Source organism: Nocardioides piscis (genome assembly GCF_011300215.1).
GTDB lineage: Bacteria > Actinomycetota > Actinomycetes > Propionibacteriales > Nocardioidaceae > Nocardioides > Nocardioides piscis.
Map to the genome: position 1 here is coordinate 2,083,304 of NZ_CP049866.1, position 22,401 is coordinate 2,105,704.

Consider the following 22,401-nt stretch of genomic DNA (forward strand, 5'->3'; position numbering starts at 1 on the left):
CGCCGTGACCGGAGGAGAAGTCCGATGAACGTCAATGACGCACTCGTCATCTTGGCCGCACTGATTCTCACCAGCGTGCTCGCGTGGTTCTTCTTCGGCCCAAGAAGGACCAGCCACGCGCAGCTCGAGGACGGGTTCCAGGTGGTTCGAGTGACGGTGAAGGGCGGCTACCACCCTGACCTGCTCGAGGTGCGACCAGGTACCCCAGTGCGGATGGTGTTTGACCGCCAGGAATCCGGCGACTGCTCCTCGCGGGTCGTCATGCCGGAGTTCAAGGTCAACGAGCTGTTGCCGGCACATGCCACGACTGCCGTGGAGTTCACTCCGACGGAGGAGGGGACTTACCGCTTCGCCTGCGGGATGAACATGATCAGCGGGACGCTTCGCGTTGCCGGGGGAGACGATTCGGGACAGACCCCGACCACTGACGACAACCTGGGTCGCGACCACTCTCAAACGAACCGCGACAGTAACAAGTCACCGGTGGTGACCGACACAAACGATTCTGTGTCTCCAGACGGTCGCGAGGGTGAGGACCCGGAGGCCGCCGAGCGTGCCGCGGAGATCTCGGATCTGTCCCGTCGGGTGATCGTGGGAGCGGTCCTCAGCGCCCCGGTGCTCTTCGCCGTCATGCTGACCGAGTTCTTCGCTGTGACCTGGATGCCCGAGCTCCTGATGAACAGGTGGTTCCAGTTGGCCCTGATCGCGCCCGTCATGGTGTACACGGGCTGGCCGATCCACCGCACAGGTTGGTTGGCTCTCAGCCACCGGACCGCGGACATGAACTCCCTCATCACCCTCGGAACGGTCGCAGCCTTCGGCTACAGCCTGGTCGTGACTGTCGCCCCCGGCTTGCTCCCGCAAGACGTGCGCGAGGTGTACTACGAGGCAGTCGGGGTGATCATCACGCTGATCCTGCTCGGCCGCCTGCTCGAGACCCGAGCAAAGGCAGGCACGGGTGAAGCGATCCGCACCCTCATTGGTCTGCAGCCGCGCACGGCTCGCGTCGTGCGTGATGGCCTCGAGGTGGAGGTCCAGATTGACGACGTCGTCGTCAACGACATCGTCGTGGTGCGCCCGGGCGAGAAACTGCCAGTCGACGGACAAGTCACCGAGGGAGCTTCCGCGGTCGACGAGTCGATGGTCACGGGCGAGCCGATTCCGGTCGCCAAGGCGCCAGGTGACACCGTCATCGGGGCGACCATCAACCAGACCGGCACCTTCCGCTATGCCGCGACCAAGGTCGGCGGGGAGACCATGCTCGCCCGGATCATCAAGCTGGTCCGGGAGGCGCAGGGCTCCAAGGCGCCGATCCAACGACTCGTAGACACAGTGTCCAGCTACTTCGTCCCGGCGGTCATCGCCATCGCAGTCTGGACCTTCGTGGTCTGGGCCCTCGCCGGCCCCGACCCCGCCTTGGTGTTCGCGCTCGTCGCCGCAGTGTCAGTCCTCATCATCGCCTGCCCCTGCGCCCTCGGCCTCGCCACGCCCATGTCCATCACGGTGGGTACCGGAAAGGGCGCCACCAACGGCATCCTCATCCGCTCGGCAGAGGCACTCGAGACCGCGCACAAACTGGACACGGTCGTGCTGGACAAGACGGGCACCATCACCAACGGCACCCCCGTCCTGACCGATGTGATTCCATTGGCAGGCTTCACCGGCGACGACCTGCTCGCGACAGTGGCCGCGGTCGAGAACTCCTCCGAGCACCCGCTGGCCTCCGCAATCGTGGATGGGGCCAAGCGCCAACACCTGCCTCTCCCTGAAGTCACCGCCTTCGACTCGGTCACGGGGCAGGGCGTCCGCGCGCTGATCGCCGGCCGCGAAGTGCTGGTCGGCAGCCCACGACTCCTAGCGGGCGCTGGCATCGACCCCACCCCGCTGCTTGCTCACGTCGAGGCACTGGCCGTCGACGGAAAGACACCCATCCTCGCGGCAGTTGCTGGTATCCCAGCCGGGGTGATCGGCGTCGCGGACACGGTCAAGGATGGCTCGGCGGCCGCCGTGGCGGCACTGCAGTCGCGCGGCATCGACGTCGTCATGATGACCGGCGACAACCGGACCACGGCCGCGGCGATCGCACGTCAGGTCGGCATCCGCCGGGTGCTCGCCGAGGTCCTGCCCGAGCACAAGGCCGCGGAGGTCAAGCGCCTCCAAGCCGAGGGACGCATCGTCGGGATGGTGGGCGACGGCATCAACGACGCCCCGGCCCTGGCCCAGGCGGACATCGGATCAGCCATCGGCACCGGCACCGACGTGGCCATCGAGTCCTCTGATATCACCTTGGTCTCAGGTGCCCTGGCCGGTGTGGTGACCGCAGTCGACCTGTCCCGGGCCACCATGCGCAACATCAAGCAGAACCTGGGGTTCGCCTTCGTCTACAACGGGCTCGGCATCCCCGTCGCAGCGGGCGCCCTCTACCCGTCACTGGGCCTCACCTTGAGCCCCATGATCGCCGCCGCGGCAATGGCCCTCTCTTCTCTGTCGGTGGTCGCCAATGCCAACCGGCTCAAGACCTTCCGCCCCCGGGCCTTTCCTGACACCGTCCAACCCCTCGAGGGGGAACCGGTCGTAGAGGTAGGGCCCACAGCGAAGGACACCACAAAAGGCACTCACCAAGGAGGATCACCCATGTCCAGTGCAACCGTTGTCGACCCTGTCTGCGGAATGGCAATCGACCCCGCTGATGCTGTTCGCAGCGTTGAGTACGCCGAAACGACGTACCTCTTCTGCTCCGAGCACTGCGCCGCCAGCTTCGAGAAGGACCCAGGCATGTACGCCGGCACCGGTACCTGACCGACTGCCACGTGCGGACCTGTCGCGGATTGGTCGATCGACCCGGCGGATTTCTTCAGCGAATCTTGACCTGATCTGGTTGGACTCTCCATCTCGGGAGGTCAAGATCGCAGGGACACGAGGCGCCCTAGCGTGCCCATGATGAACCTTGAATGGAGAACTTGATGATGAGGAAGACGCTGGCTGCGATCGCCCTACTGGCCACCGCTGGCCTGACGCTGACTGCTTGCGCAGACGACCCGGACGGCGACGCGACGAGCAGCACCGGTAGCGACAGCACCGCCGCGTTCAACGACGCCGACGTCAACTTCGCCCAACTGATGATCCCTCACCACGAGCAGGCGATCGAGATGGCGCAGATGGCGCAGGGTCGGGCGAGCAACGGTGAGGTGCTAGAGCTCGCCGAGAGCATTGAGGCGGCTCAAGGTCCCGAGATCGAGACCCTGGAGGGCTGGCTCGAGGCGTGGGGTGAGGAAGTGACCTCCGGCGGAATGGGTGGGATGGATCACGGCGATATGGGTGACGACTCTGGTGGCGCAATGTCGGGCATGATGGACGAGGAAGAGATGAACGGCCTCATGGAGGCTTCGGGCGCCGACTGGGACCGCATGTTCCTCGAGATGATGATCGAGCACCACGAAGGCGCCGTCGAGATGGCCCAGGTGGAGGTCGATCAGGGCGAGAACCCGGACGCGGTAGCCCTGGCGGAGAAGATCATCAGTGATCAGCAGGCCGAGATCGCCCAGATGCAGCAGCTCCTCGAGTCCTAGACCACGTTCAGAGCACGAGCGCTCATCCCCTGAAGCCGGCGTCGTCGTATCGGTAGCAGGGGCAGACGGTGTCGGTCGTCGGGTAGCGCCTCCCCCCAAACCGGCGTGCCGCCGGACTGCACCGCCTTCCCCCGAGGCGAGTTCGGCGGCATGCCCCCATCCGGCGCCTGTCGGTGTCCTCGCGAACTGAACGGAAGGAAGTTCGACTGTGCCGGTCATGTCAGCCGTCGAAGTAGCGTTCTGCCGGAGCGCGCCTTGGCGGGTGCTCGCGCGCCGAGTTGTCCTGCCCTGGGCCCTTGGCGGTGAGGAGCTGACCGGTGACGTCCTGGAGATCGGCGGCGGCAGCGGCGCCATGGCCGACGGCATCGCCCAGTTGTTTCCCGACGTCCGCCTCACGGTCACCGACATCGACGACGCCATGGTGACATCTGCTCGGCACCGCCTGGCCCATCGCGGAAATGTGACCGTGCGACAGGCCGACGTCACTGCTCTGCCGTTCGGTGATGCCAGCTTCGACGCCGTCACGTCGTACCTGATGCTCCATCACGTCACCGCGTGGCGGGAGGCGCTCGGTGAGGCAGCGCGAGTGCTACGCCCGGGCGGCGCGTTCCTCGGCTACGACCTCACCGACACTCGAGCGGCGCGCCTGACCCATCGCCTTGACAGATCCCCCCATCTCCTCCTGTCCGCCGACGGGCTCCGCATCGGCCTCGCTGAGGCGGGGTTCGACGATGTCGAAGTTCGTCCTTCCGCTTCCGGCCACCTCATGCGTTTCGGAGCCAAGCGGAGTGTGGGCTAGGTGTATCCGCGCGAATGACCCTTCTCCACTTCGGGTCAATGACACCCTGACGTTTGCTTGGGAGTGCACTAAGCGGAAACGGGTGGATGCCTGGTTGACCTGCTGCGCTCTCGCGAGTGCAGAGCGGCACGTTGCCCATGTTCGAGCGACCGGCGACGTGTTCTCGGCAGATGATGTGGCCACCAACCTGCCCGCTAGGGTCGTCGATCGGGCTCCTCCTTGGCGGCCCCGTTGGGTCTTTCGGTTCGCCCAGCCGTCGGGCGCAGCATGGTGAGGGCGATGCCGGCGGCGATGAGCGCGATGACGGCGTTGACGGTGAGAGCCGTCGAGAAGCCGCGCACGAACGCCGCGTGATGCTCGTCGCTGATCGTGCGAGCGAAGGCTGCGCCGGGTCCGAACGAAGCGAGGATTGCTCCCATGATCGCGATCCCGAGGGTGAGCCCGGTGGTTTGGAACGTACTGAACACGGCGGCCGCGGAACCGTGGCCGTCAGCGTCGGTTGATCCCATGGCGGTCGCGGTGGTCGGCGCCGTGACCAGTCCGATCGCGAAGCCGGCCAGGGTCAGCCAGGGCACCAGGCTGCCGATACTCGAGTCCATGCGCAGCCCCGACAGCCCCAGGAGCGCCCCGGCGAGAAGCAGCATTCCGAGGGCGACCGGGATGCGGGGCCCGATGCGATCTGCGAGCCGGCCGGCGTACGGCCCGACGACGACAATCGTGATAGTCAGAGGCAGCAGGCCGGTGCCCGCCTCGAGTGCCGAGTAGCTGAGCACGGTTTGCAGGTACAAGGCCAGGAAGAAGAAGAGGCTGCACATCACCGAGGTGGCGAGCAGGATTTGGATGTTCGCTCCGGCGAAGGCGCGATCTTTGAACAGTGACAGTTGAAGCAGGGGCTCCGCTGTCAGCCGTTCGTGCCTTATGAAGAGCGCGAGGCAAAGGCCAGCGCCGAGAAAGAGAGCAATGCTGCGCACCGAGAGCCATCCGGCGCCGTTGGCCTGGGTGAGCCGGAGGACCAATGCGAGCAGACCCGCGCCCGAGATCACGGCACCGAGGGCGTCGAGGCGCAGGGACGGCCGCGGCGCGTGATCGTCACGCAGGACGGCGCGCGCCAGCAGCCACACACCCACGCCGACGGGAGCGTTGATCAGGAAGATCCAGCGCCAACCAAGGGAGTCGTTGATGACTGCGCCAACCAGCGGACCAAGGCCGAGCGCGCTGGCTGAGACTCCGGCCCAGATACCTAGCGCCGTGGCGCGCTGGCTGCGCGGGAACACGTCCGCGATGATCGCCAGAGCGGTCGGAGTCACAAGCGCGGCGCCAAAGCCTTGGACGGCACGCATGACGATCAGTGACGCTCCGGAAGACGCGAGTCCAGCACCCAGCGAAGCGAGCGTGAAGATCGCAAGACCCGTCAGGTACATCCGCCGCCGACCGAAGCGATCGGCAAGCTGCCCGGCGAGGAGGATGAAGGCGGCAATCGTCAACGTGTAGACGTTGACCAGCCACTGCAGCCCCTCGAGGTTCAGGCCGAGCTGACGCTGGATCGCGGGTTGGGCAACCGCGACGGCCGTGTCGTCCAGCAGCAACAGAAAAGTCACGGCTGTCAGCCCCGTCAGCGCGAGCCAGCGCCGGCTTGTGTGCTCCTCCCTCTCGACGCTGGCGCAGTCGGGGGGTCGCTCAAGAGGCTCGTACGGTGCCGATGCCGGGGTGCCCTTGTCCTCAGTCCTTCCCCGGACCCGCCACCCGATCATGCCGACAAGGCGACCGAGCGCTCCCGAGTGCCGGTTGCCGCGGAGTCGCGGGCCGTCGGCCGCGGGAGGCGCGTCGCTTGAGCATCAGCGCCGGGGCGCCGTGTTCGGGCGTCATCGGGTGGTCGTCTACGGGCCATGGCGGGGGCTGCAGCAGATCAGTGGCAATGCCGCTGCTGGCGGGCCGGCTCGATGGATTCGTCGGGTTCGTCACTGCGACGCGACGTGTGGTCGTGTTCGGCACCAGCGTGACCGCCGTGCCCTCCCATGGCGAGCATCATCAGCGGGCAAGCCAGCAAGACGGCGTATAGCAGGGCGCTAGTCAGCGGTACGCCGACAAGCAGCAGGACGCCGAACAAGCCTGCGCCTCCAAGCAGCATGTGTTTTAAGTGGTTGCCACCCATCGTGCTCATCTCCTCAAATCACCAGCGCCCGTCTGTCCGGGGCTGTTATGACCAGCGTGAGCTTTGAAAATGGAGGTCGGGTGTTGCGAATGGTGAAGGTTCCCTGAAGCGTGCGGCGCCGCCCAGGTGGCAGATGCTGCGTGACGTGATCCGGGGATCCCGCACGACTCTTGCCAATGGGTCCGACGAGACGGCAGGGCAACCGCTGAGGGCGGGGTTCGCCGGAAAGGATGTGTAGTGGCGCCGTGGCCCAGAGAGCTGGGCGACCAATCACGGCAACGCATCGTCTGTGGCTTGGGAAAGCCCCACTACGCTGCCTAGTAACGGTCCAATCCGTCCTACCTGCAAGCCCTGAGAGAAGCAATCATGAGCGAGGATCAGCAGGGGCACCCCAGCTCCGTCTCGTCCGTCAATGAACTGCCGGCCTACACCGGCATGCCGGGCTGGGTGAAGTGGTTCGTTGTGGGCGCCGTCGTACTGGTGATCGTGCTGCTGGCCGGGCTGCTTCTCGGTAGCGGTGAACACGGGCCCGGAAGACACATGTCGCACGGTCTCTCGCCCGACGTGCACGTGTTGGCCGTTTCCCAACCATGAGCGCGACCCCCCTCGCGCGCAAGGCGGGTCTGACCGTGCACGTGGTGTCCTCAGTCGGTTGGCTCGGAGCCGTTCTCATGTACCTCGGTCTCGGCCTGACAGCGGTGACAAGCGATGACGTCGCCCTGCTCAGCGCCGTCTACCTCGCGATGGACGCGGCTTCCTGGACCGTGCTTGTTCCTCTTGCTCTGGCCTCTCTGGTCACTGGCATCACTCAGTCACTGGTCTCCTCGTGGGGCCTGTGGCGTCACTACTGGGTGATCGTGAAGCTCGCCCTCACTGGTATCGCGACTGCGGTGTTGCTTTTGTATACGCAGACCTTGGCTGTCTTCGCTGACGTCGCGGGACGCGACGCGCTTGGAGCTGCAGAGCTCTCCCTCCTGCGAGGGTCGTCCGTAGTTCTGCACTCGGGCGGTGCCCTGCTGTTGTTGCTCATCACGACGGCGTTGGCGATGTACAAACCAGCGGGCCTGACGCGGCGCGGGCAACGATACCGGCACGAGGCCGGCCTGGCGCGTCTGGCACAGAGCGCCGGGTCAACGACATGAACATGTTCCGAAGCGCCCCACTGCGACGTACTGCGGCTTGCTTGGCAGCACTCTCGGCGGTGGCCCTTGTGTCCGCCTGCAGTGACCCGGTTGAGGAGACTCCAACGATCGGGCGCCGAGACGTTCCTCAAGATGCCGGCCTGGCGCTCGGGCACATTCACGGACTCGGCGTCGACCCTGGCGACGGAACTCTTTATGTGGCTTCGCATGTCGGTGTCTTCCGGGTGAGCGACGACGGGACCAGCGAGCGTGTGGCTGACCGGTGGCAAGACACGATGGGCTTCGCCGTTGTCGGACCCAGCCACTTCCTCGGCTCCGGCCATCCAGACTTGGAAGAGGAGGACCTCCCGACCAGCCTCGGCCTCATCGAGTCCACCGACGCAGCCCAGACGTGGGAGCCAGTGTCCCTCCTCGGCGATGCCGACCTGCACGCCATCGAAGCAGTGGGGGACCGGATCTACGCCTACGACTCGACAGCAGGCGCCTTGGTCATGACGGACAACCGAACGGACTGGAGAACGATCACGCAGCAACCGTTGTACGACCTCGCCGCGGAGCCCAAGACCCCCGACGTCGTGTACGCCACTACCGACCGCGGGCTCTTGATTACCTCCACCAACGGTTCAGCCCCTCAACCAGTGACGGCAGCACCGGTTCTCACAGCGATCGACTGGCAGCCGGACGGACCACTCGTCGGAATCGCACCTGACGGCGCAGTCATGGCGAGCACCGATGGCGTCGACTGGACGAAAGTCGGTGAGGTCGACGGCCCGGCCGAAGCGCTCGATGTTGTCGATGGTCGTTGGCACGCGGCCACCAGCACCGGCGTGTACGAGTCAACCGACGATGGAAAGACCTGGAAAATCGTCGTTCGCCACAGGATGTGACTGACAGGCATTGGGGCCCATGATGACAGTCGCAGTACGCCAGCGGCGCCTGTGCTTTTAGGGTTGGGCCCCGCGTTGGACCAAGGCCGTGTAGGGGTCGACGGGGTCTCCGCCCTCGGGACGCACTTCGAGGTGAAGGTGTGGGCCGGTCACGTTCCCGGTGCTTCCGACGAGTCCGACGACCTGACCTCGGCTCACCGCGGAGCCAACTGTGACAGAAATGCTCGACTGGTGGCAGTACCAGATCTCGGTGCCGTCCGCGAGAGTCACGATCGTCCTGTAACCGTACGACCCGGCGTACCCAGCTTCGGTCACCGTGCCCGCACCGACGGAGTAGATGGGAGTGCCTTCCGGGGCTGCAAAGTCCAGACCGGTGTGGACGGTGCTCCACAGGTAGCTGCTCTGACCGAAGAGGCCCGTGAGTCGGTACGAGGACACTGGCAGCGTCCACTGTCGCGCTAGCTGCTCACGTCGTCGCTGCTCGGCGGCTGCCTGCAGTTGCTGGATCTGCTGCTCTCGTCGATCGGCTGCTACTTCAAGTTGCTGCATGGTCGCTTCGCGGCGTTTGACGGCGATCAGGGCTCTGGAAGTCAGCGGCGACGCTGTGCGTGGCGCGGAGCGGCTCACCACGGGTTGGCGTCGGTCATCGGACCACGCATCGCTAACGGACCCGCCGGTGGTGGCGAACTCCGCGCGCACGGGGACGGGATCTGTATCCAGGTCGCCAGACAGTGCTCCACCGGCCGCACCGATGAGCGCAAGGGCGCCTAGCAACGCGTTGGCGGGGGGCAGCCTCCGCGGATGCTTGGACAAAGAATCCTTGTCATGGCGGCCCGGCTTTACAGCGCGTCGCTTCCCCGCACCCTCGTAGTTGGGCTGTGCAGGCGCTGCCCTGCTGCTGTGTCGACTCATGCATTGGCCTTGTGTGCTCTGTGGGCACGACTGCCGCGTACGTCTTGAAGCGGCGGGTGCCCGGATAGGGGAAGCCGGGCACCCGCCCGGCAACTACTATGCACCATAGTTCACTGGCTGTCTGAGTGCCAACGGGGCGGGTCGCGGCGGTTCTGCTTGCCTTGGCCGGCGCGCGTCGCTGGAAAAACCACGGAACTACTATGCAACGTAGTAGTGTCGACGCATGTCATCCGCCGCCTCACCCAGCCCCAGGTCGCCCGGAGTACAAGCAGCCGCGACGCTCCGTCCCATGGTGAAGGCGGACATCCCCTTCGTCACTGAGGAGCACCTCAAGTGCTTCCCGGAGAACGTCATGGGCCGTCTCGGCCGCCCTTTCTTGCGCCGCTACTACGCAACGTTTCTTGACACGCCATACGGCGTTGCCACCCTCGCAGAGAGCGAAGGACGGCCGTGCGGCTTCCTCGTTGGCATCCTCGACACACGGGCGCACCGGAAACTACTCCTACAGCGACACGTCGTGCCGCTAGCCGGCACCGTCCTGCTTGGGACGCTGCGCCACCCCCGGTTGGCCTATCGGCTCTTCGCGCGTCGCCTCAGTCTCTGGTTCCAGCGACGATGTCGAGGCCACCATCAGACGGAGTCGCAGGCAGGGCCCAAGAAGGTCGCGGTGCTTTCGCATGTTGCGACGGTTGAGAACAGGCGAGGGGCCGGGGTCGGACGCGCGTTGGTGACTGACTTCGTACAAGCAGCGAAGGCGACCGGAGCTGATCGGGTCAGTCTGGCTACGCTCGACGGAGCGAACGGCGCAGGACCGTTCTATGACCGTCAAGGATGGCTGCTGAAAGCCCGCCGCCAGACGTTCGACGGTCGGTGGATCCGCCTTTACGACCTGGAGCTGCACGACGATGCTTGAGACTAGGGTCAAAAGGAGTCTCGCAAGGTGCTCCCACATCGTGGTTCATGCGGTGCCAGTCACCCTGCTGGCGCTGTTGTTCGCCTCGTGCAGCATCCCAGCTGACGACAGTCGCCCATCACGAACCGAGGTTGCGAGCATCGAAACCCCGACCGGCGCACCCACGCCGCGTCAGCCCCAGGACGCGGTCATCCGCCGAGTTCCGCAGCGTCAATGGGACGCGATGGTCCAGGCTGGCATGGTGCGAGAGGGCTGCCCGGTGACCGAACGTTCCCAGCTCCGACGGGTCGAGGTGGACCACGTCGACTTCGAGGGCGTCCTTCGCCGGGGTCACCTGGTGGTCAACGCGGACACGGCCGAGACGGCTGCGCGCATCTTCACGCGGCTCTACGAAGAAGGCTTTCCGATACGGCGAATGCGAGGGGTGGAGAAGTACGGCGGCGACACCCTGCGCAGCCTCCAAGCCGACAACACCTCTGCATACAACTGCCGCCGCCCGGACCAGATCAACGCCCCCGTGCTCGAGTCCCCGCACGCCAACGGGCGCGCGATCGACATCAACCCACGCGAGAACCCATGGATGGACCTACGCTGCAAATGCTGGTCACCAGGACCTGAGAACGCACCGCGCACACCCGGCCCGGGCAAGATCCTTCGCCGTGACGTGGTTTGGCAGACCTTCATCGACGAGGGTTGGATCTGGCAGAACATCCCTGTCCCGGATTACATGCACTTCGACACCGGTTATCCCTCGACGCCGTACACTCAGCCTGGTTCCTGACCCCTGTGCACCGGTGCGGCTACGTGTTCCCTCGGGCACGTCATCGCGACGGCTCACTCGTGACGGACTGCGTCCCAGCTAGCCGTGTCTGGCCGCGGCATGCAGGCGGCGTACGACGAACGTGCCGACCTGGGTGATTTCGGCTACCCGGAGCAGCCAGGCGAGGCCGAGAAAAACGATCCCGTCTGCGGTCGCTACTGCGGCCACCCATAGAGCCGCAGTCAGTTGAGTGGGCTCTTCCACGGTGGCGTGAAGGACGTGCGCGAGCAGGTAGGCCATACCGGTCGCGCCGACTGTTGGCACCAGCATCCTGGCCAAGAATGCGAGGAGTCGGCGGGTGTCCAGCCCGCCGAGAGCGCGTCGCAATATCAAGTAGGACAGTGCGGAACCCACGGCGTAGGAGGCGCCGTACGCCGCCGCCAGCGAGGGGGCCGTCAGTCGAGCCTCTGTGACGCCAACCAGAGCCATGGCGGCCGCGACGTTCACGCCGGCGATGATGCACTGCACCCAGAAGACCGTCTGGGTGCGCTCGAGGGCGAAGAAGCCCCGCAGCATCAAGTAGTGAACGGTGAAGAACAGGATTCCCGGTCCGAAGAGGGCGATCGTCGGCCCGTAGTTTTCGGAGGTCGATCGGGCGGCCCCGAACGAGATAGCGTTAGCGACGTCGGCGGCGATGACGGGAATCAGGAAGGCGAAAGGCACGATCAGCGTCAAGGACGCCCGTAAGGTCCCGGCCACGGAGATGGCCAGATCAGGAAGGTTCCGGTCGGCCGCGAGCCTAGACAACCGGGGCAGAACCGCTGTCGCGATAGACACTGTCACGATCGAGTGCGGCACCATCACGATCAGGAACGCCGTGGAGTAGACGGTGTAGCCCGTGCCCTCCGCCGTCATGCCGACGCCGCATCCGTCGGTGGCTGACTGAGCGGTACCGCCGGAGGCGAGACGAACCACGACTGTGTAGGCAATCTGGTTGACGGCCACCACCAGGATCGTCCACGTCCCGAGTCGAAGAGTATGACCCAACCCTGAGTCGCGGAAGTCGAACTGGGGCCGATAGCGGATTCCAGCGCGCCTCAAATAGGGGAGCAGGATGAGGCACTGGACCACGATGCCCAGAGTGGACCCAAGCCCCAGCAACAGTTCCTGCCCTGGCTCGAAGCCCTGGCACCGTTCATCGCCGCGCGCAGGTCCGTACACGAGCAGGTACGCCGCAAGCACCAACACCGAGACGGCATTGTTGGCAATCGGCGCCCACATCATCGGCCCGAAACGACCGTGGGCGTTGAGGATCTGCCCGACCAACACGAACATGCCGTAGAAGAACACCTGTGGCAGACAGTATCGAGCGAAGTCGACGACCGAGGCACGCTGGGTCGCGAGCTGCGGGTCGTCGAAGACGGGATCTAGGAACACGCCCATCACCCAAGGTGCGGCGACCACCAATAAGAGAGTGATGGTGCCGAGGAACAGCGCCGCCAGGGTGATCACCCGGTTGGTGAAGGCCTCGCCACCGTCGGCATCCGTCTTTGTCGCTCGTACCAGTTGGGGGACGAGAACTGCGTTGAAGATGCCCCCGGCCAGCAGGATGTACAACATGTTGGGGATGGTGTTCGCGATGGAGAACAGGTCGCCGCTCAACAGGTTCCCGAGCGCTGCCGCCAGCAGGAACGCCCTGACGAAACCGCTGATGCGCGAGAACAGGGTGCCGGCCGCCATGAGGGCACTCGAGGCAACGAAACGGTCCTGCTCGACGGCCGGGACCGGGGGCGTCCGACGGCCACTAGGCATGCCGCGCAGCCTCACGCAATGGGCCACGGAACACAAACCAACTGCCCAACCCCACCGCGCGCCATCCGTCGGTGTGTGGCCGCGCAACGCACACGGAGATGCTCTGACCGTGGAGACCTGCGCCCGCGATCTCTGGTGAGGCAAGTTCGTTTGTGGTCCTGCGGGTTAGAAGAAGAACGGACAAGCATCCACGAAAATGGCGGAGAGGCCCGGTGTCAGCGCGATGATCCCGGGCGCCAGGACCATCGTCAACAGGGACAGCAGGATGCCTCCGCGGGCAACTTGTGAGATCGGTTTGACCGGTGCAGTGAGGCGGCGCACGCGAGACAACGCTGACCCGCCCGCGCCGAGGGCGCCGGTGGGGTGAGCTCCGCCGGCAAGCGCGATCACTGCCTCGGCGAGGTCTCTCCTGTTGTGCCGGCCGGCGGCATCATCGGCGTGCATTTCTACAAGTTCCGCAATACGGATCCGTGCCTGGGCTGAGCCGAGACGCCCCCGCAGGACCACCGCAAACGCGTCCGCCCACCGCAAGATCAAGTGATGGCGCGAGGCGAGGTGCGCCCGCTCATGGGCGAGAACCTGCTGCAGCTGAGACTCCGAGAGGCAATCCAAAGCCCCTCGACTGACGACAACGCTGGCTCCTCGGCCCCCGGGAAGACAAAACACGGAAGGCACGTGGTGCTCCAGCACCATCACGTCCGGCTCCGAGTGAGGTGCGCACACGACCTCCAAGAGGTCTCTCTTGCGCCGCAACTGAGATCGCTCGCGACGGCGAGCAATCTGTACGGCGCCAAAGAGTGCGCCCACGGCACCAAAAGACAGGGCGGCACCCAAGGCTGGAATCACCGGGCTCTGCTTCCAGACCCCTTCTTCCGACAACAGCACCGAGCACGCGTGAACCGCACTGCCGAGCCACCCGCCATCGGGCATCGCATGAGCGGCAACTGTCACGCCCGCCCACACGAAGGACACGAAAACCGTCAACGACAGCGTCAGCCAAGCAAGGATGCCCAGCAGAGGCGACCGCGTGAGCCAGCTCGACCGTTCCAGGCGACGGGGCCCCAGCACGCCGAGCCCCACCCCGAAGAGCAACAGTCCCAGCGTTGTCGTCATAGTTGCCGAGCCGTCTCCGACGCAGGCGACTTACTGGTGACACTGGGGTCCGGGCCGGTGGGGTCCAGGAGCTGACGCAGTTGCATCAGTTCGTCAGCCGGTAGCTTCTCGACGAAGTGCAACAACGCCGCGCCCCGATCTGGATTGCCGGCCAACGCCTCCTCCATCAACTCGGCGGTGTAGCTGGAGCGAGAGCCCACCGGGATGTACACCCATGCGCGACCAGCCTTGCTTCGGGCGACCATTCCCTTGCGGTGCAGGTTGTCCAACACCGTCATGACCGTGGTGTACGCAAGTTCGCGACTACCGTTGAGCTCAGTGAGCACCTCGCGCACCGGCATGGCCTCATCGTGCGCCCACAGGCACTCCATGACCGCCGCTTCTAGTTGACCCAAGTGGCTCACGATGGCGGCCCCCTTCTCTACGAACATGTCATCCGGATTCGACCGGGCAAGCCAGCCGAAATGCTGACGTATGCAGCGAAGCCTACGGTCACCAGCCCTGCCGCACTTGTACTGCTGGCAACGAGTTCATGCCCGCGGCGCCAGACTCACCGACCCGGGATCTACTATCCTACATAGTCGCTTCGGATAGCATGCCAGTGTGACTGGTGTTAAAGATGTGACTGAGAAGCCAACCGGGCGTCGCGCGCTGTTGAAGATCGCCGCCGGCAGCGCGGGTCTCACCGCGGTGGCGGCTGTGACGAGACGGAGCCTCGCGCCAGCAGGCGACGATGGGTCGGCCGGCGCCTTGATGCTGTCCACGCACGCCGGGTCGGACGTGCAGTCGTTGCACCTGCCATTGGATGAGAGGCACCTCCTTCCACTTGGTCCACAGCGCTGGGAGACGCAGCGACTCCCCACATCCACCCACTCGATGGTCGCGTTCCTCTGGGACGCCGGACAGACGGCCCCACGTCTGCATATCCGATCCCGCACCGCTGCGGGCTGGGGGTCCTGGCTATCGGTTACGACGCTCCACGATGTGGCCGACGCAGGTTCAGTCGAAAAGTCGGGCCTCGCGGGCACCGACGTGACCTGGATCGGGCGGGCGGACGGGGTACAGATACGCGTGCAGGGCCGCCGCCCAGCGGGCCTCACCCTCGTACTTCTGTACCCCGAGCGCAGGCCGGGAGATACGTCAGTGGGCTCATCTGGAACCGGCTTGCTGGAGCCGCGCGCTCGCCAATCTGCCGCGTTGGGCGCGGCACGCCCTCGACTGATCGGCCGACGCGCCTGGGGTGCCGACGAGTCGCTTCGAGACACCGATCCGGCCTACATCCACACGATCAAGCAGGTACACGTCCATCACACCGTGAACTCCAACAGCTATGCGCGAGAAGATGTCCCAGCACTGCTGCGGGGCATGTACGCCTATCACACGAAAAGCCTCGGCTGGTCTGACATCGGCTACAACTTCCTCGTCGACCGCTTCGGCCGCTGCTGGGTCGGTCGCGCGGGTGGGGCCGGACGTCTTGTGCGCGGTAGCCATACCCTCGGCTTCAATGCCGAGTCCACTGGCATCTCAGCGATTGGCAATTACGACACCCAGCGGCCCAGCAGCGCCATGCTGGGGGCCATCGCGGCCATCGCCGCGTGGAAGGTCGCCCCTTTCGAGCGTGATCCTGTCGGGTCGATTCGCGTCGAGTCCGAAGGCAGCGACAAGTTCGCTCGTGGCCAGGACGTTGCCCTGCCAGTCATTGACGGTCACCGAGACACCAACGACACGGCCTGTCCTGGACGCTACCTATATGAAGCGCTACCGGAGGTGAGGCGCCGTAGGCAGGAGCTCGTAGCGGCAGGTACGCCGGCGCCAATCATCGTCGTCGAGGAAGCGGCCTCCGTCACTGGTGAGCCCCGTGTGGGCAACACGCTGTCCGCGAGCCCAGGACGCTTCACTCCTAGCGACGTCTCAGTCACCTACCAGTGGTTGAGGGCAGGACAACCCATTGTTGGAGCCAGCGTCCAGAGCTATCCCGTCACGCCGCAGGATGTTGGCGCCGTGCTGTCATGCCTGGTCACGTTGAACCGCGCGGGGCTGAGCCCGGTCGTACAGACGCCGTCCGCAACGGGACCGACGATCGCGGCACCGACGCTCCGCGTGATCGCCAGCAACAACCAGAAGGGCATCGCCAAGATTCGCGTTAAACTTGCGGGTCCGCCAGGCGCGCCAGTGGTGCCGACCGGCGTCGTGGCGGTGACCCTTGGCAAGCGCACCACGAAGTTCGCGCTGCTTGATGGCGTAGTGGTGGCCAAGTTCGGTGGGCGCCGGCGCCTGCGCGCCGGCACCTATGCGGTAGGGGTCGTGTACGCCGGCGACGACATTTTCACGGAAGCCACACGCAACACCACGCTCAGAATCGCATGAGTGGAGCATCACCCGGCGCGCGCTGGGTTGGTCGACTGTGCCCGTGTTCGGCGCTTGGGAGCTTCGAGACCGGGTCGGCTTGTTGTACGGAAGTGCGCACGAGCAGGACGCCTGCGGTACGCCAGGGCGATCGGCAAGCTTCACCCGTCTGTACTATGCGACTTAGTATTTCCGAGTGCAAGGAACCGTCTTGCCATCTAGTTCACCAGCCGTAGGCATTCGGACGGCCCGACATGAAGACTTGCCATTCGTCGTAGCTCAGCACCAGTCGTTCTTCCCCGACGGCTTCTTCGTTCGCCTTGGCGGCAGTTTCCTCTCGGAGTACTACAGGTCCTTCATGACCGATCAGGCCAGCTGCGTGCTGGTTGCAGAGGAGTCGGGGCGCCCCGTCGGGTACTTGGTGGGAACTCCAAACCCGGGTCTACACCGGCATCATGTGATGAGCCAGCACGGAAGGCGGCTGTGCCTGCTGGGACTGGGTGCTCTCCTTCGGCAACCGAGCCTGATCCTCATGTTCCTTCGGACTCGCGGTTGGAGGTACCTGCGGGCGGTCATCCGAGACAGGCGTGGAGCCCGAGTCCGAGGCGTCGCGACACGCACGGACACCACGGGAGTCCTCAACCACGTCGCGGTGCTCCCTGAACATCAAGGAGAGGGGGTCGGTTCACTCCTGATCCAAGCTCTGAAGGATGCGGCTCGGACTGCAGGGTGCGACCGCTTGGTGCTTGTCACGCGGTCGGACGGACTCGCCCCCGCGTATTGCCGTCTAACAGGATGGAGCTACGTAGGCGAGCGCTGCACGCCCGAGGGCTACTGGCTCACCACCTTCAGCCGAGGTCTTGACGGTCCGCGCCGACTGTCGGGGGAGAGAGCACCTGACTACATGCATTTCGACACCGGCTACCCCTCGCGCAGATACCGCCCCGTCAGCGGATGACGGTCACCAGCGGTCCCCCACCAGCCTGCGGATCGCGCTCGAGCCGCAGGACGCAGAACACACTGCGCGAGGTTCCGCCCCCTGGCGTAGCCAGCTCCTTGCTGCAGTCGGCGGAGCCGGGTTGGCGTTTTCCTTTGACCCGATTGGCCTGGCCTGGCTGGCTCCCTTCGCCCTGACCGCCTTTGTCACTGCGACCGGCCCGCGGCGCCAGTCCTGGCGGAGAGCCGGCATGGCCGGGTTCTCGTTCGGAGCCGTCTTCTTCGCTGTTCACATCTGGTGGCTTGCCACGTCCATCAGTCCCGCGGCCTGGATTGCGGTGAGCCTGACTCAAGGATTGTGGTTCGCCGGGTTGGGCGCGCTAGTACGGCTTCTGTGGCGCCAGCGGATGCGAGTCCTCAGCATCCCCGCGTGCTGGACGGCGATTGAGCTGGCGCGATCCCAGTGGCCCTTCGGTGGGTTCCCTTGGGGGCAACTCGGATTCACCAGCATTGGAGGGCCGTGGGCTGGGACTCTGCCGTACGTCGGGGTCGAGGGGACGAGCTTCCTGATCGCGCTGGCAGGAACCGCAGGAGCCGCCGCCTGGGCCGCGAGGACGACTCCGAAGTGGCCGCGCATGGGTCGCATTGCTGCCCTGGCCTCGATCGTCTGCGCGGCGCCTGTCGGCGCGGTGCTGTTCCCCTATTCGGTGAGTGCGGACGGCACCCTGCGCATCGCGGCAGTCCAGGGCGGTATACCGGGCGGAAGCACAGACGTCATGGCCAGGCACCGACAAATCACCCGCGCCCACGCCGCAGCAACCGTGAAGATGTCCGATCGCATTCGCGCGGGCGATCAGGAGGCCGTTGATCTGCTGGTGTGGCCGGAGAGTTCGGTGATCGTCGATCCGACAACCGACGAAGTTGCACGCAGGCAGGTGGAACGGGCCGTCGCCGCGAGTGATGCTCCCATCCTGCTTGGCGCCATCGTCGACGGACCCTCCGAAGGGACCGCTCTCAACCAAGGACTCGTGTGGAGCATCGACGGTCCTTCCGATGAGCGCTACACGAAACGACACCCTGTTCCCTTTGGCGAGTACATCCCGTTCCGACCCTGGCTTTCGGGCTTCTCGCCGCGCTTCGACGAGATCCCGCGCGACATGCTCCCAGGTGAGCCAACCCCTCCCTTGAATGTGACAACGGACCAGGGTCGCCTCCTCGTCGCGAGTGCCATCTGTTTCGACGTCGCATTCACCGATGTCCTCGTCGACCAGGTGCGTGCGGGTGCGCATCTGGCGGTAATACAAAGCAGCAACGCCGCCTTCACCGGGAGCAGTCAGCCGGAGCAGCAGTTCACCATCTCCCGGGCTCGAGCGCTGGAGACGGGCCGGGCGGTCGTCGTTGCGTCCCTCAACGGAGTCAGCGGCATCGTGTTCCCTGACGGAACGGTAAGAACGCGAAGTCAGAGTCCGGATACGCAAGCCCTGACGTCAACAGTCCCTCTTGTCACAGCACTCACGCCGGCCGTCCGTTTCGCCGGTGCCCGCAACTCGATGATTGCCGTGATTGCGGTAGCTGCCAGTTCCGCGGCCTTCGGACGGTCAGTCCGGAGGAGAACTCGGCGCTTCCTGATGGTGACTTCACCCGGTTGGGGTTCTTGCGGCGCAGACAGCGCGGAGCGCAACTCCTCCCAGGGCGCGCTGAACTCCGCATCCCGGACGGATACCATCTACTAGGCTGCATAAGAGATGGCCGGGTGTTGCGAGCTGGCACTGCCGTTCAAGAGGGACGCGAGGCTGCACATGAAAGTTCGAATCGTGGGGCTGGCATGTGCCATCCTCCTCATCGCTGCGGGCGCGCTCTTGACCTTCTACGGTCTTGGTGGGGCCGACAGTAGGCAGACTTCCCGCTCGTGGGCGACCCTGGGCCCGGTTCTAGGGGGCTTCGGCGTTGCGCTCGTCATTGTGACGGTCGGCAAGCCCAGATAGCGCCGGTTGCCAGCGGCCCCTAGATTCGCCACCTTCGTATGGAGACGTCTCGCAGCGGACAGTCCGAGGGCGGGCAGAGCGAACTTCGCGCGGTGATCAGTCGCCGTACACCACCTGCGCGGCACTGATGCCGTCGCGACCGCACACTGCCGATAGAGCTCTCTGGGGAACATCATCCTGCCGTCCCGCGAGCCCGCCAGCCTCGACAGGCTGCCACGCCTCGAGTCTGGCGACCAAGGTGAACGCATCGACACTAGGCAGTTGCGGGAAAGTTGCACGCGTGTAGTTCGCGTGGGTCAAGCGCGACACGCCGTAACGCACGAGATTTTTGGGCATTTTGGTTGCTTCTGTGGCTTGTGTGACCCAAGGTGCTCCTCATGGCTACTAAGAAAGGTCGTACATGGCGGCGCACCCTGACGCTCGCTTTCGTACTGACGCTTCTCACCTCAGTGACGTCGATGGCACCCGCTCCGCAGGCGTCCGCGGCGAGTTCCTACCTCTGCAAGGGCTACGCGGCGTGCGAGCTCGCCGGCTACTCGTCGGCGGGTTACGCAACGGCTGGACGGACGATGTACTGGGGGATGTATGCAGGGCACAACTGCACCAACTACGTCGCCTATCGACTGGTGCAGAACGGGATGGCCAACACGCGCCCGTGGTCAGGAAGCGGCACCGCCTACAAGTGGGGACTCGTCAACGCCAGCATCACCGACCAGGTCCCCGAGGTCGGAGCCATAGCTTGGTGGAACAGCGGCGCAGCAGGGGTCAGTTCGAGTGGCCATCTCGCGTACGTCGAGCAAGTCGTGTCACCCACCGAGATCGTGGTGTCGGAGGACAGCTGGGGCGGAGACTTCTCTTGGCGAAGCATCACCACCGACGGGCGGGGTTGGCCCACAGGTTTCATCCACTTCATCGCCGCGCCCGCCACCACCCCTCTCCCTCCGGCTGCCCCGAGCCTTGCCAGCGTCACGCCGCCATCTGTCGTCGGAGAGGCGCGCGTGGGACAACCGCTGGTAGGGGACGTCGGACAGTGGACGGGCAACCCGACGGAGTTCGCTTTCCAGTGGTACGCGAACGGTGTTGCACTACCGGCGGCGACGTCAAGCACCTACATCCCCTCGGTGCGCAAGCTCGACGCCACCATCTCCTTGACGGTCACCGCCATCAGCCCGGGGCTGGCGTCGGCAAGCGCCTCGTCTGCGCCCGTAGGTCCCACTGCCAAGGGCACCTTCACGGTGGTGACACCAACCACCGTGAAGGGCCAGCCCATCCTCGGCAAGACGCTCACTGCGGCACCCGCGACCTTCGCCCCCGCACCACGAAGGCTGAGATTCCAGTGGCGTGCGAACGGGAAGATCCTGCATGGCGCCCGAGGGGCGACGATCACCGTTGGACGGTCTCTAGTCGGGAAGTCGCTCGCCGTCTCCACCATCGCGCTGTCCGGAGGACGCATCGAGACCAAGTCCACCTCTTTCCGGCTCGCCCCCGTACGGAGGGCGCGCTGAACCGCTCACCTCGCCGCCAAGTGCGCTCCCGGTAGCCACGCGACGGGATCTGCCTGGCGCTCTGAACCGGTCCACGCGACGGCACGCTCGTCCACCACAGCCCCTCGGATGCATTCTAGCAAGGAGTTCACCCCTCAACTCCTATGTCCTATAGTAGGCGCTCGCAGGCAGGACGCAGTGTTCGCGTCGCGCTCGGGCGACTCGAGGGTCCTGCCGTGTGATGGACGAGTCCGAACGTTGCCCCGACCTGAACCGGTTGCTGGCTTGCGATCGACCAGCATGGCCTTGGGGTCGTGCGCGAACCGCAAAGGATTGACGCCGTGGCCGAATCTCGCCACCGGCGGGAAACCCCCGCCCGCCCACGACTACGCGGCGCCTTTGCAGCCGTGTCCCTGGCCGGAGTGGTCACCGGCTCGGCCGTCGTACTCGGAATCGCCGGCGCAGACCCCCGCGCTGTGCCGGCCGCGAGTGAAGTCCAAGCGACGGTCACCGGTTCACAACTTGGGAGACGACCGGTACCTACGATCGCGCGTAAGCGAGTTGTCTCACGGTCGGAATCCCGCGTGAAGGCGCTACCCGCACGAAGGAACCGGCTGCTTACCGCAGCCGTAACCGCTCAAGCCGTACGCGAGGCCAACACCAAGCGCTGGACCTCCGAGCTACTCAACGTGTGGAGCCAACCGGGGGAAACTGGGCGCAAGGTCGGGCTGCTGGACCCGCTGACCAGGGTCTTGGTGACCGGACGTTCGGCCTTCGGTCGTGACGAAATTGTTCTGGATGGACGCTCCCGCTGGGTCACCAGTGGTTTCCTGGCGCGGCACAAACCTCGTGAGGAAGAAGTCGAGCCTCTAAACGAAGCAGCAGATGCGGAAGCCTCACCCACCTGCTCGAACGGCAGCTCGGTGCCCGCCGGTGTGAGCCCGAACATCGTCGCGGTTCACGAAGCTGTGTGCGCTGCGTTTCCCGAGATCACGTCCTACGGGACGTTGCGTAGCGACGGGGAACATGCCCAAGGCATTGCGATCGACATCATGGTGAGCGGAGCCCGCGGGTGGGAGGTCGCCGATTTCGTGCGGGCCAACTATGCGGAGCTCGGAGTGTCGTATGCGATCCACGCTCAGAACATCTGGTCGGTCGAGCGGGCGGGAGAGGGCTGGCGCGGCATGGAGGATCGAGGCTCTGTGACGGCCAACCATTTCGACCACGTTCACGTGACCACCTACTAACGGCCCGGGTCCGTCTCCTCGTCGTACGCCGCTCGCTCGCAGGTCGGCACGCGGGTCGGCTGGCGCGCAACAGCCCGACGCACTCTGGCCGCGGCAGGACGCGAACCACGCCGTAGCTACCACGACGAGCAAGAGCAGGCTCAGAACTACTTACGGCATCAGCTCTCCGAGCTCAGCTTGCGGTGTAACTCGAGAGACGTCACTGGCGGGTGAAGCACTCGGCGTCGTGCTGCGCCAAACAGGGCTTCCCGCCGGCCGCATCGCGTGGCCTCGGCGGATCGATGAAGTACGCCGGATCGCTCGGCGCCCAGGTCTCGACCTCGTCGTTTCCCGCACTGGCCTTC

General features: G+C 65.4%; 19 protein-coding genes. 13 read left to right on the forward strand and 6 right to left on the reverse strand.

Going from position 1 to position 22,401, the window contains the following annotated elements:
- Window positions 1-24: 24 nt before the first annotated feature.
- From G7071_RS10245 to G7071_RS10255, 3 genes are all read left to right on the forward strand, one after another.
- Complete coding sequence (locus G7071_RS10245; protein ID WP_010834719.1) at window positions 25-2,799, forward strand: heavy metal translocating P-type ATPase; 2,775 nt, start codon at window positions 25-27, stop codon at window positions 2,797-2,799.
- 167 nt (window positions 2,800-2,966) lie between these two features.
- Complete coding sequence (locus G7071_RS10250; protein ID WP_036493841.1) at window positions 2,967-3,569, forward strand: DUF305 domain-containing protein; 603 nt, start codon at window positions 2,967-2,969, stop codon at window positions 3,567-3,569.
- 352 nt (window positions 3,570-3,921) lie between these two features.
- On the forward strand, window positions 3,922-4,368 hold the full coding sequence (locus G7071_RS10255) for a class I SAM-dependent methyltransferase (protein ID WP_246209930.1): 447 nt from the start codon (window positions 3,922-3,924) through the stop codon (window positions 4,366-4,368).
- Between the two features lie 194 nt (window positions 4,369-4,562).
- On the opposite strand, the gene G7071_RS10260 is transcribed toward G7071_RS10255, so the two are convergent.
- Together G7071_RS10260 and G7071_RS10265 are read right to left on the reverse strand one after the other, a co-directional pair.
- Window positions 4,563-6,119 (reverse strand): MFS transporter, encoded by a 1,557-nt coding sequence (locus tag G7071_RS10260; RefSeq protein ID WP_281351651.1) that lies wholly within the window; start codon window positions 6,117-6,119, stop codon window positions 4,563-4,565.
- A 155-nt stretch (window positions 6,120-6,274) separates the two neighbouring features.
- Window positions 6,275-6,529: a DUF2933 domain-containing protein gene (locus tag G7071_RS10265; protein ID WP_166318169.1), complete on the reverse strand. Its 255-nt coding sequence runs from the start codon at window positions 6,527-6,529 to the stop codon at window positions 6,275-6,277.
- Window positions 6,530-6,886: 357 nt separating this feature from the next.
- On the opposite strand from G7071_RS10265, the gene G7071_RS10270 reads away from it, so the two are divergent.
- The 3 genes from G7071_RS10270 to G7071_RS10280 are packed head-to-tail and all read left to right on the forward strand — an operon-like array spanning window position 6,887 to window position 8,549.
- Window positions 6,887-7,114, forward strand: coding sequence for a hypothetical protein (locus G7071_RS10270; protein WP_036490395.1), 228 nt, complete (start codon window positions 6,887-6,889; stop codon window positions 7,112-7,114).
- The gene (locus G7071_RS10275; RefSeq protein ID WP_010832271.1) at window positions 7,111-7,662 is read left to right on the forward strand and encodes a hypothetical protein; all 552 of its coding nucleotides are present in this window, start codon (window positions 7,111-7,113) and stop codon (window positions 7,660-7,662) included. The genes G7071_RS10270 and G7071_RS10275 overlap by 4 nt, the downstream gene beginning before the upstream one ends.
- A gap of 41 nt (window positions 7,663-7,703) precedes the next feature.
- Window positions 7,704-8,549, forward strand: coding sequence for a F510_1955 family glycosylhydrolase (locus tag G7071_RS10280; protein ID WP_156887163.1), 846 nt, complete (start codon window positions 7,704-7,706; stop codon window positions 8,547-8,549).
- 57 nt (window positions 8,550-8,606) lie between these two features.
- Here the strand turns inward: G7071_RS10280 and G7071_RS20010 are convergent, their stop codons facing one another.
- The gene (locus G7071_RS20010; protein ID WP_084622800.1) at window positions 8,607-9,461 is read right to left on the reverse strand and encodes a M23 family metallopeptidase; all 855 of its coding nucleotides are present in this window, start codon (window positions 9,459-9,461) and stop codon (window positions 8,607-8,609) included.
- A gap of 289 nt (window positions 9,462-9,750) precedes the next feature.
- Between G7071_RS20010 and G7071_RS10290 the strand changes: the two genes are divergently transcribed.
- Together G7071_RS10290 and G7071_RS10295 are read left to right on the forward strand one after the other, a co-directional pair.
- On the forward strand, window positions 9,751-10,374 hold the full coding sequence (locus G7071_RS10290; protein WP_051204131.1) for a GNAT family N-acetyltransferase: 624 nt from the start codon (window positions 9,751-9,753) through the stop codon (window positions 10,372-10,374).
- 52 nt (window positions 10,375-10,426) lie between these two features.
- A complete protein-coding gene (locus G7071_RS10295; protein ID WP_232211584.1) occupies window positions 10,427-11,155 on the forward strand; it encodes a M15 family metallopeptidase in 729 nt (242 codons plus the stop codon).
- A gap of 78 nt (window positions 11,156-11,233) precedes the next feature.
- Here the strand turns inward: G7071_RS10295 and murJ are convergent, their stop codons facing one another.
- From murJ to G7071_RS10310, 3 genes are all read right to left on the reverse strand, one after another.
- Entirely contained in the window at window positions 11,234-12,874 is a 1,641-nt protein-coding gene (gene murJ / locus G7071_RS10300) for a murein biosynthesis integral membrane protein MurJ (protein WP_010832275.1), read from the reverse strand.
- Between the two features lie 237 nt (window positions 12,875-13,111).
- Window positions 13,112-14,059 (reverse strand): M56 family metallopeptidase, encoded by a 948-nt coding sequence (locus tag G7071_RS10305; RefSeq protein WP_051204134.1) that lies wholly within the window; start codon window positions 14,057-14,059, stop codon window positions 13,112-13,114.
- The gene (locus tag G7071_RS10310) at window positions 14,056-14,490 is read right to left on the reverse strand and encodes a BlaI/MecI/CopY family transcriptional regulator (RefSeq protein ID WP_051204135.1); all 435 of its coding nucleotides are present in this window, start codon (window positions 14,488-14,490) and stop codon (window positions 14,056-14,058) included. Before G7071_RS10310 ends, G7071_RS10305 begins: the two co-directional genes overlap by 4 nt.
- A gap of 445 nt (window positions 14,491-14,935) precedes the next feature.
- Here G7071_RS10310 and G7071_RS10315 point away from each other — a divergent pair, with 445 nt between their 5' ends.
- The 5 genes from G7071_RS10315 to G7071_RS10335 all read left to right on the forward strand — a co-directional run bounded on the left by G7071_RS10315 (window position 14,936) and on the right by G7071_RS10335 (window position 22,057).
- Window positions 14,936-16,426 (forward strand): N-acetylmuramoyl-L-alanine amidase, encoded by a 1,491-nt coding sequence (locus tag G7071_RS10315; protein WP_166318172.1) that lies wholly within the window; start codon window positions 14,936-14,938, stop codon window positions 16,424-16,426.
- Window positions 16,427-16,937: 511 nt separating this feature from the next.
- A complete protein-coding gene (locus G7071_RS20015; protein WP_425489428.1) occupies window positions 16,938-17,363 on the forward strand; it encodes a GNAT family N-acetyltransferase in 426 nt (141 codons plus the stop codon).
- A 121-nt stretch (window positions 17,364-17,484) separates the two neighbouring features.
- Window positions 17,485-19,074 (forward strand): apolipoprotein N-acyltransferase, encoded by a 1,590-nt coding sequence (gene lnt / locus G7071_RS10325; protein ID WP_246209931.1) that lies wholly within the window; start codon window positions 17,485-17,487, stop codon window positions 19,072-19,074.
- A gap of 629 nt (window positions 19,075-19,703) precedes the next feature.
- Complete coding sequence (locus tag G7071_RS10330) at window positions 19,704-20,831, forward strand: CHAP domain-containing protein (protein ID WP_166318181.1); 1,128 nt, start codon at window positions 19,704-19,706, stop codon at window positions 20,829-20,831.
- Between the two features lie 563 nt (window positions 20,832-21,394).
- The gene (locus tag G7071_RS10335; RefSeq protein WP_010832281.1) at window positions 21,395-22,057 is read left to right on the forward strand and encodes a VldE C-terminal domain-containing protein; all 663 of its coding nucleotides are present in this window, start codon (window positions 21,395-21,397) and stop codon (window positions 22,055-22,057) included.
- The last annotated feature ends 344 nt before the right edge of the window (window positions 22,058-22,401 follow it).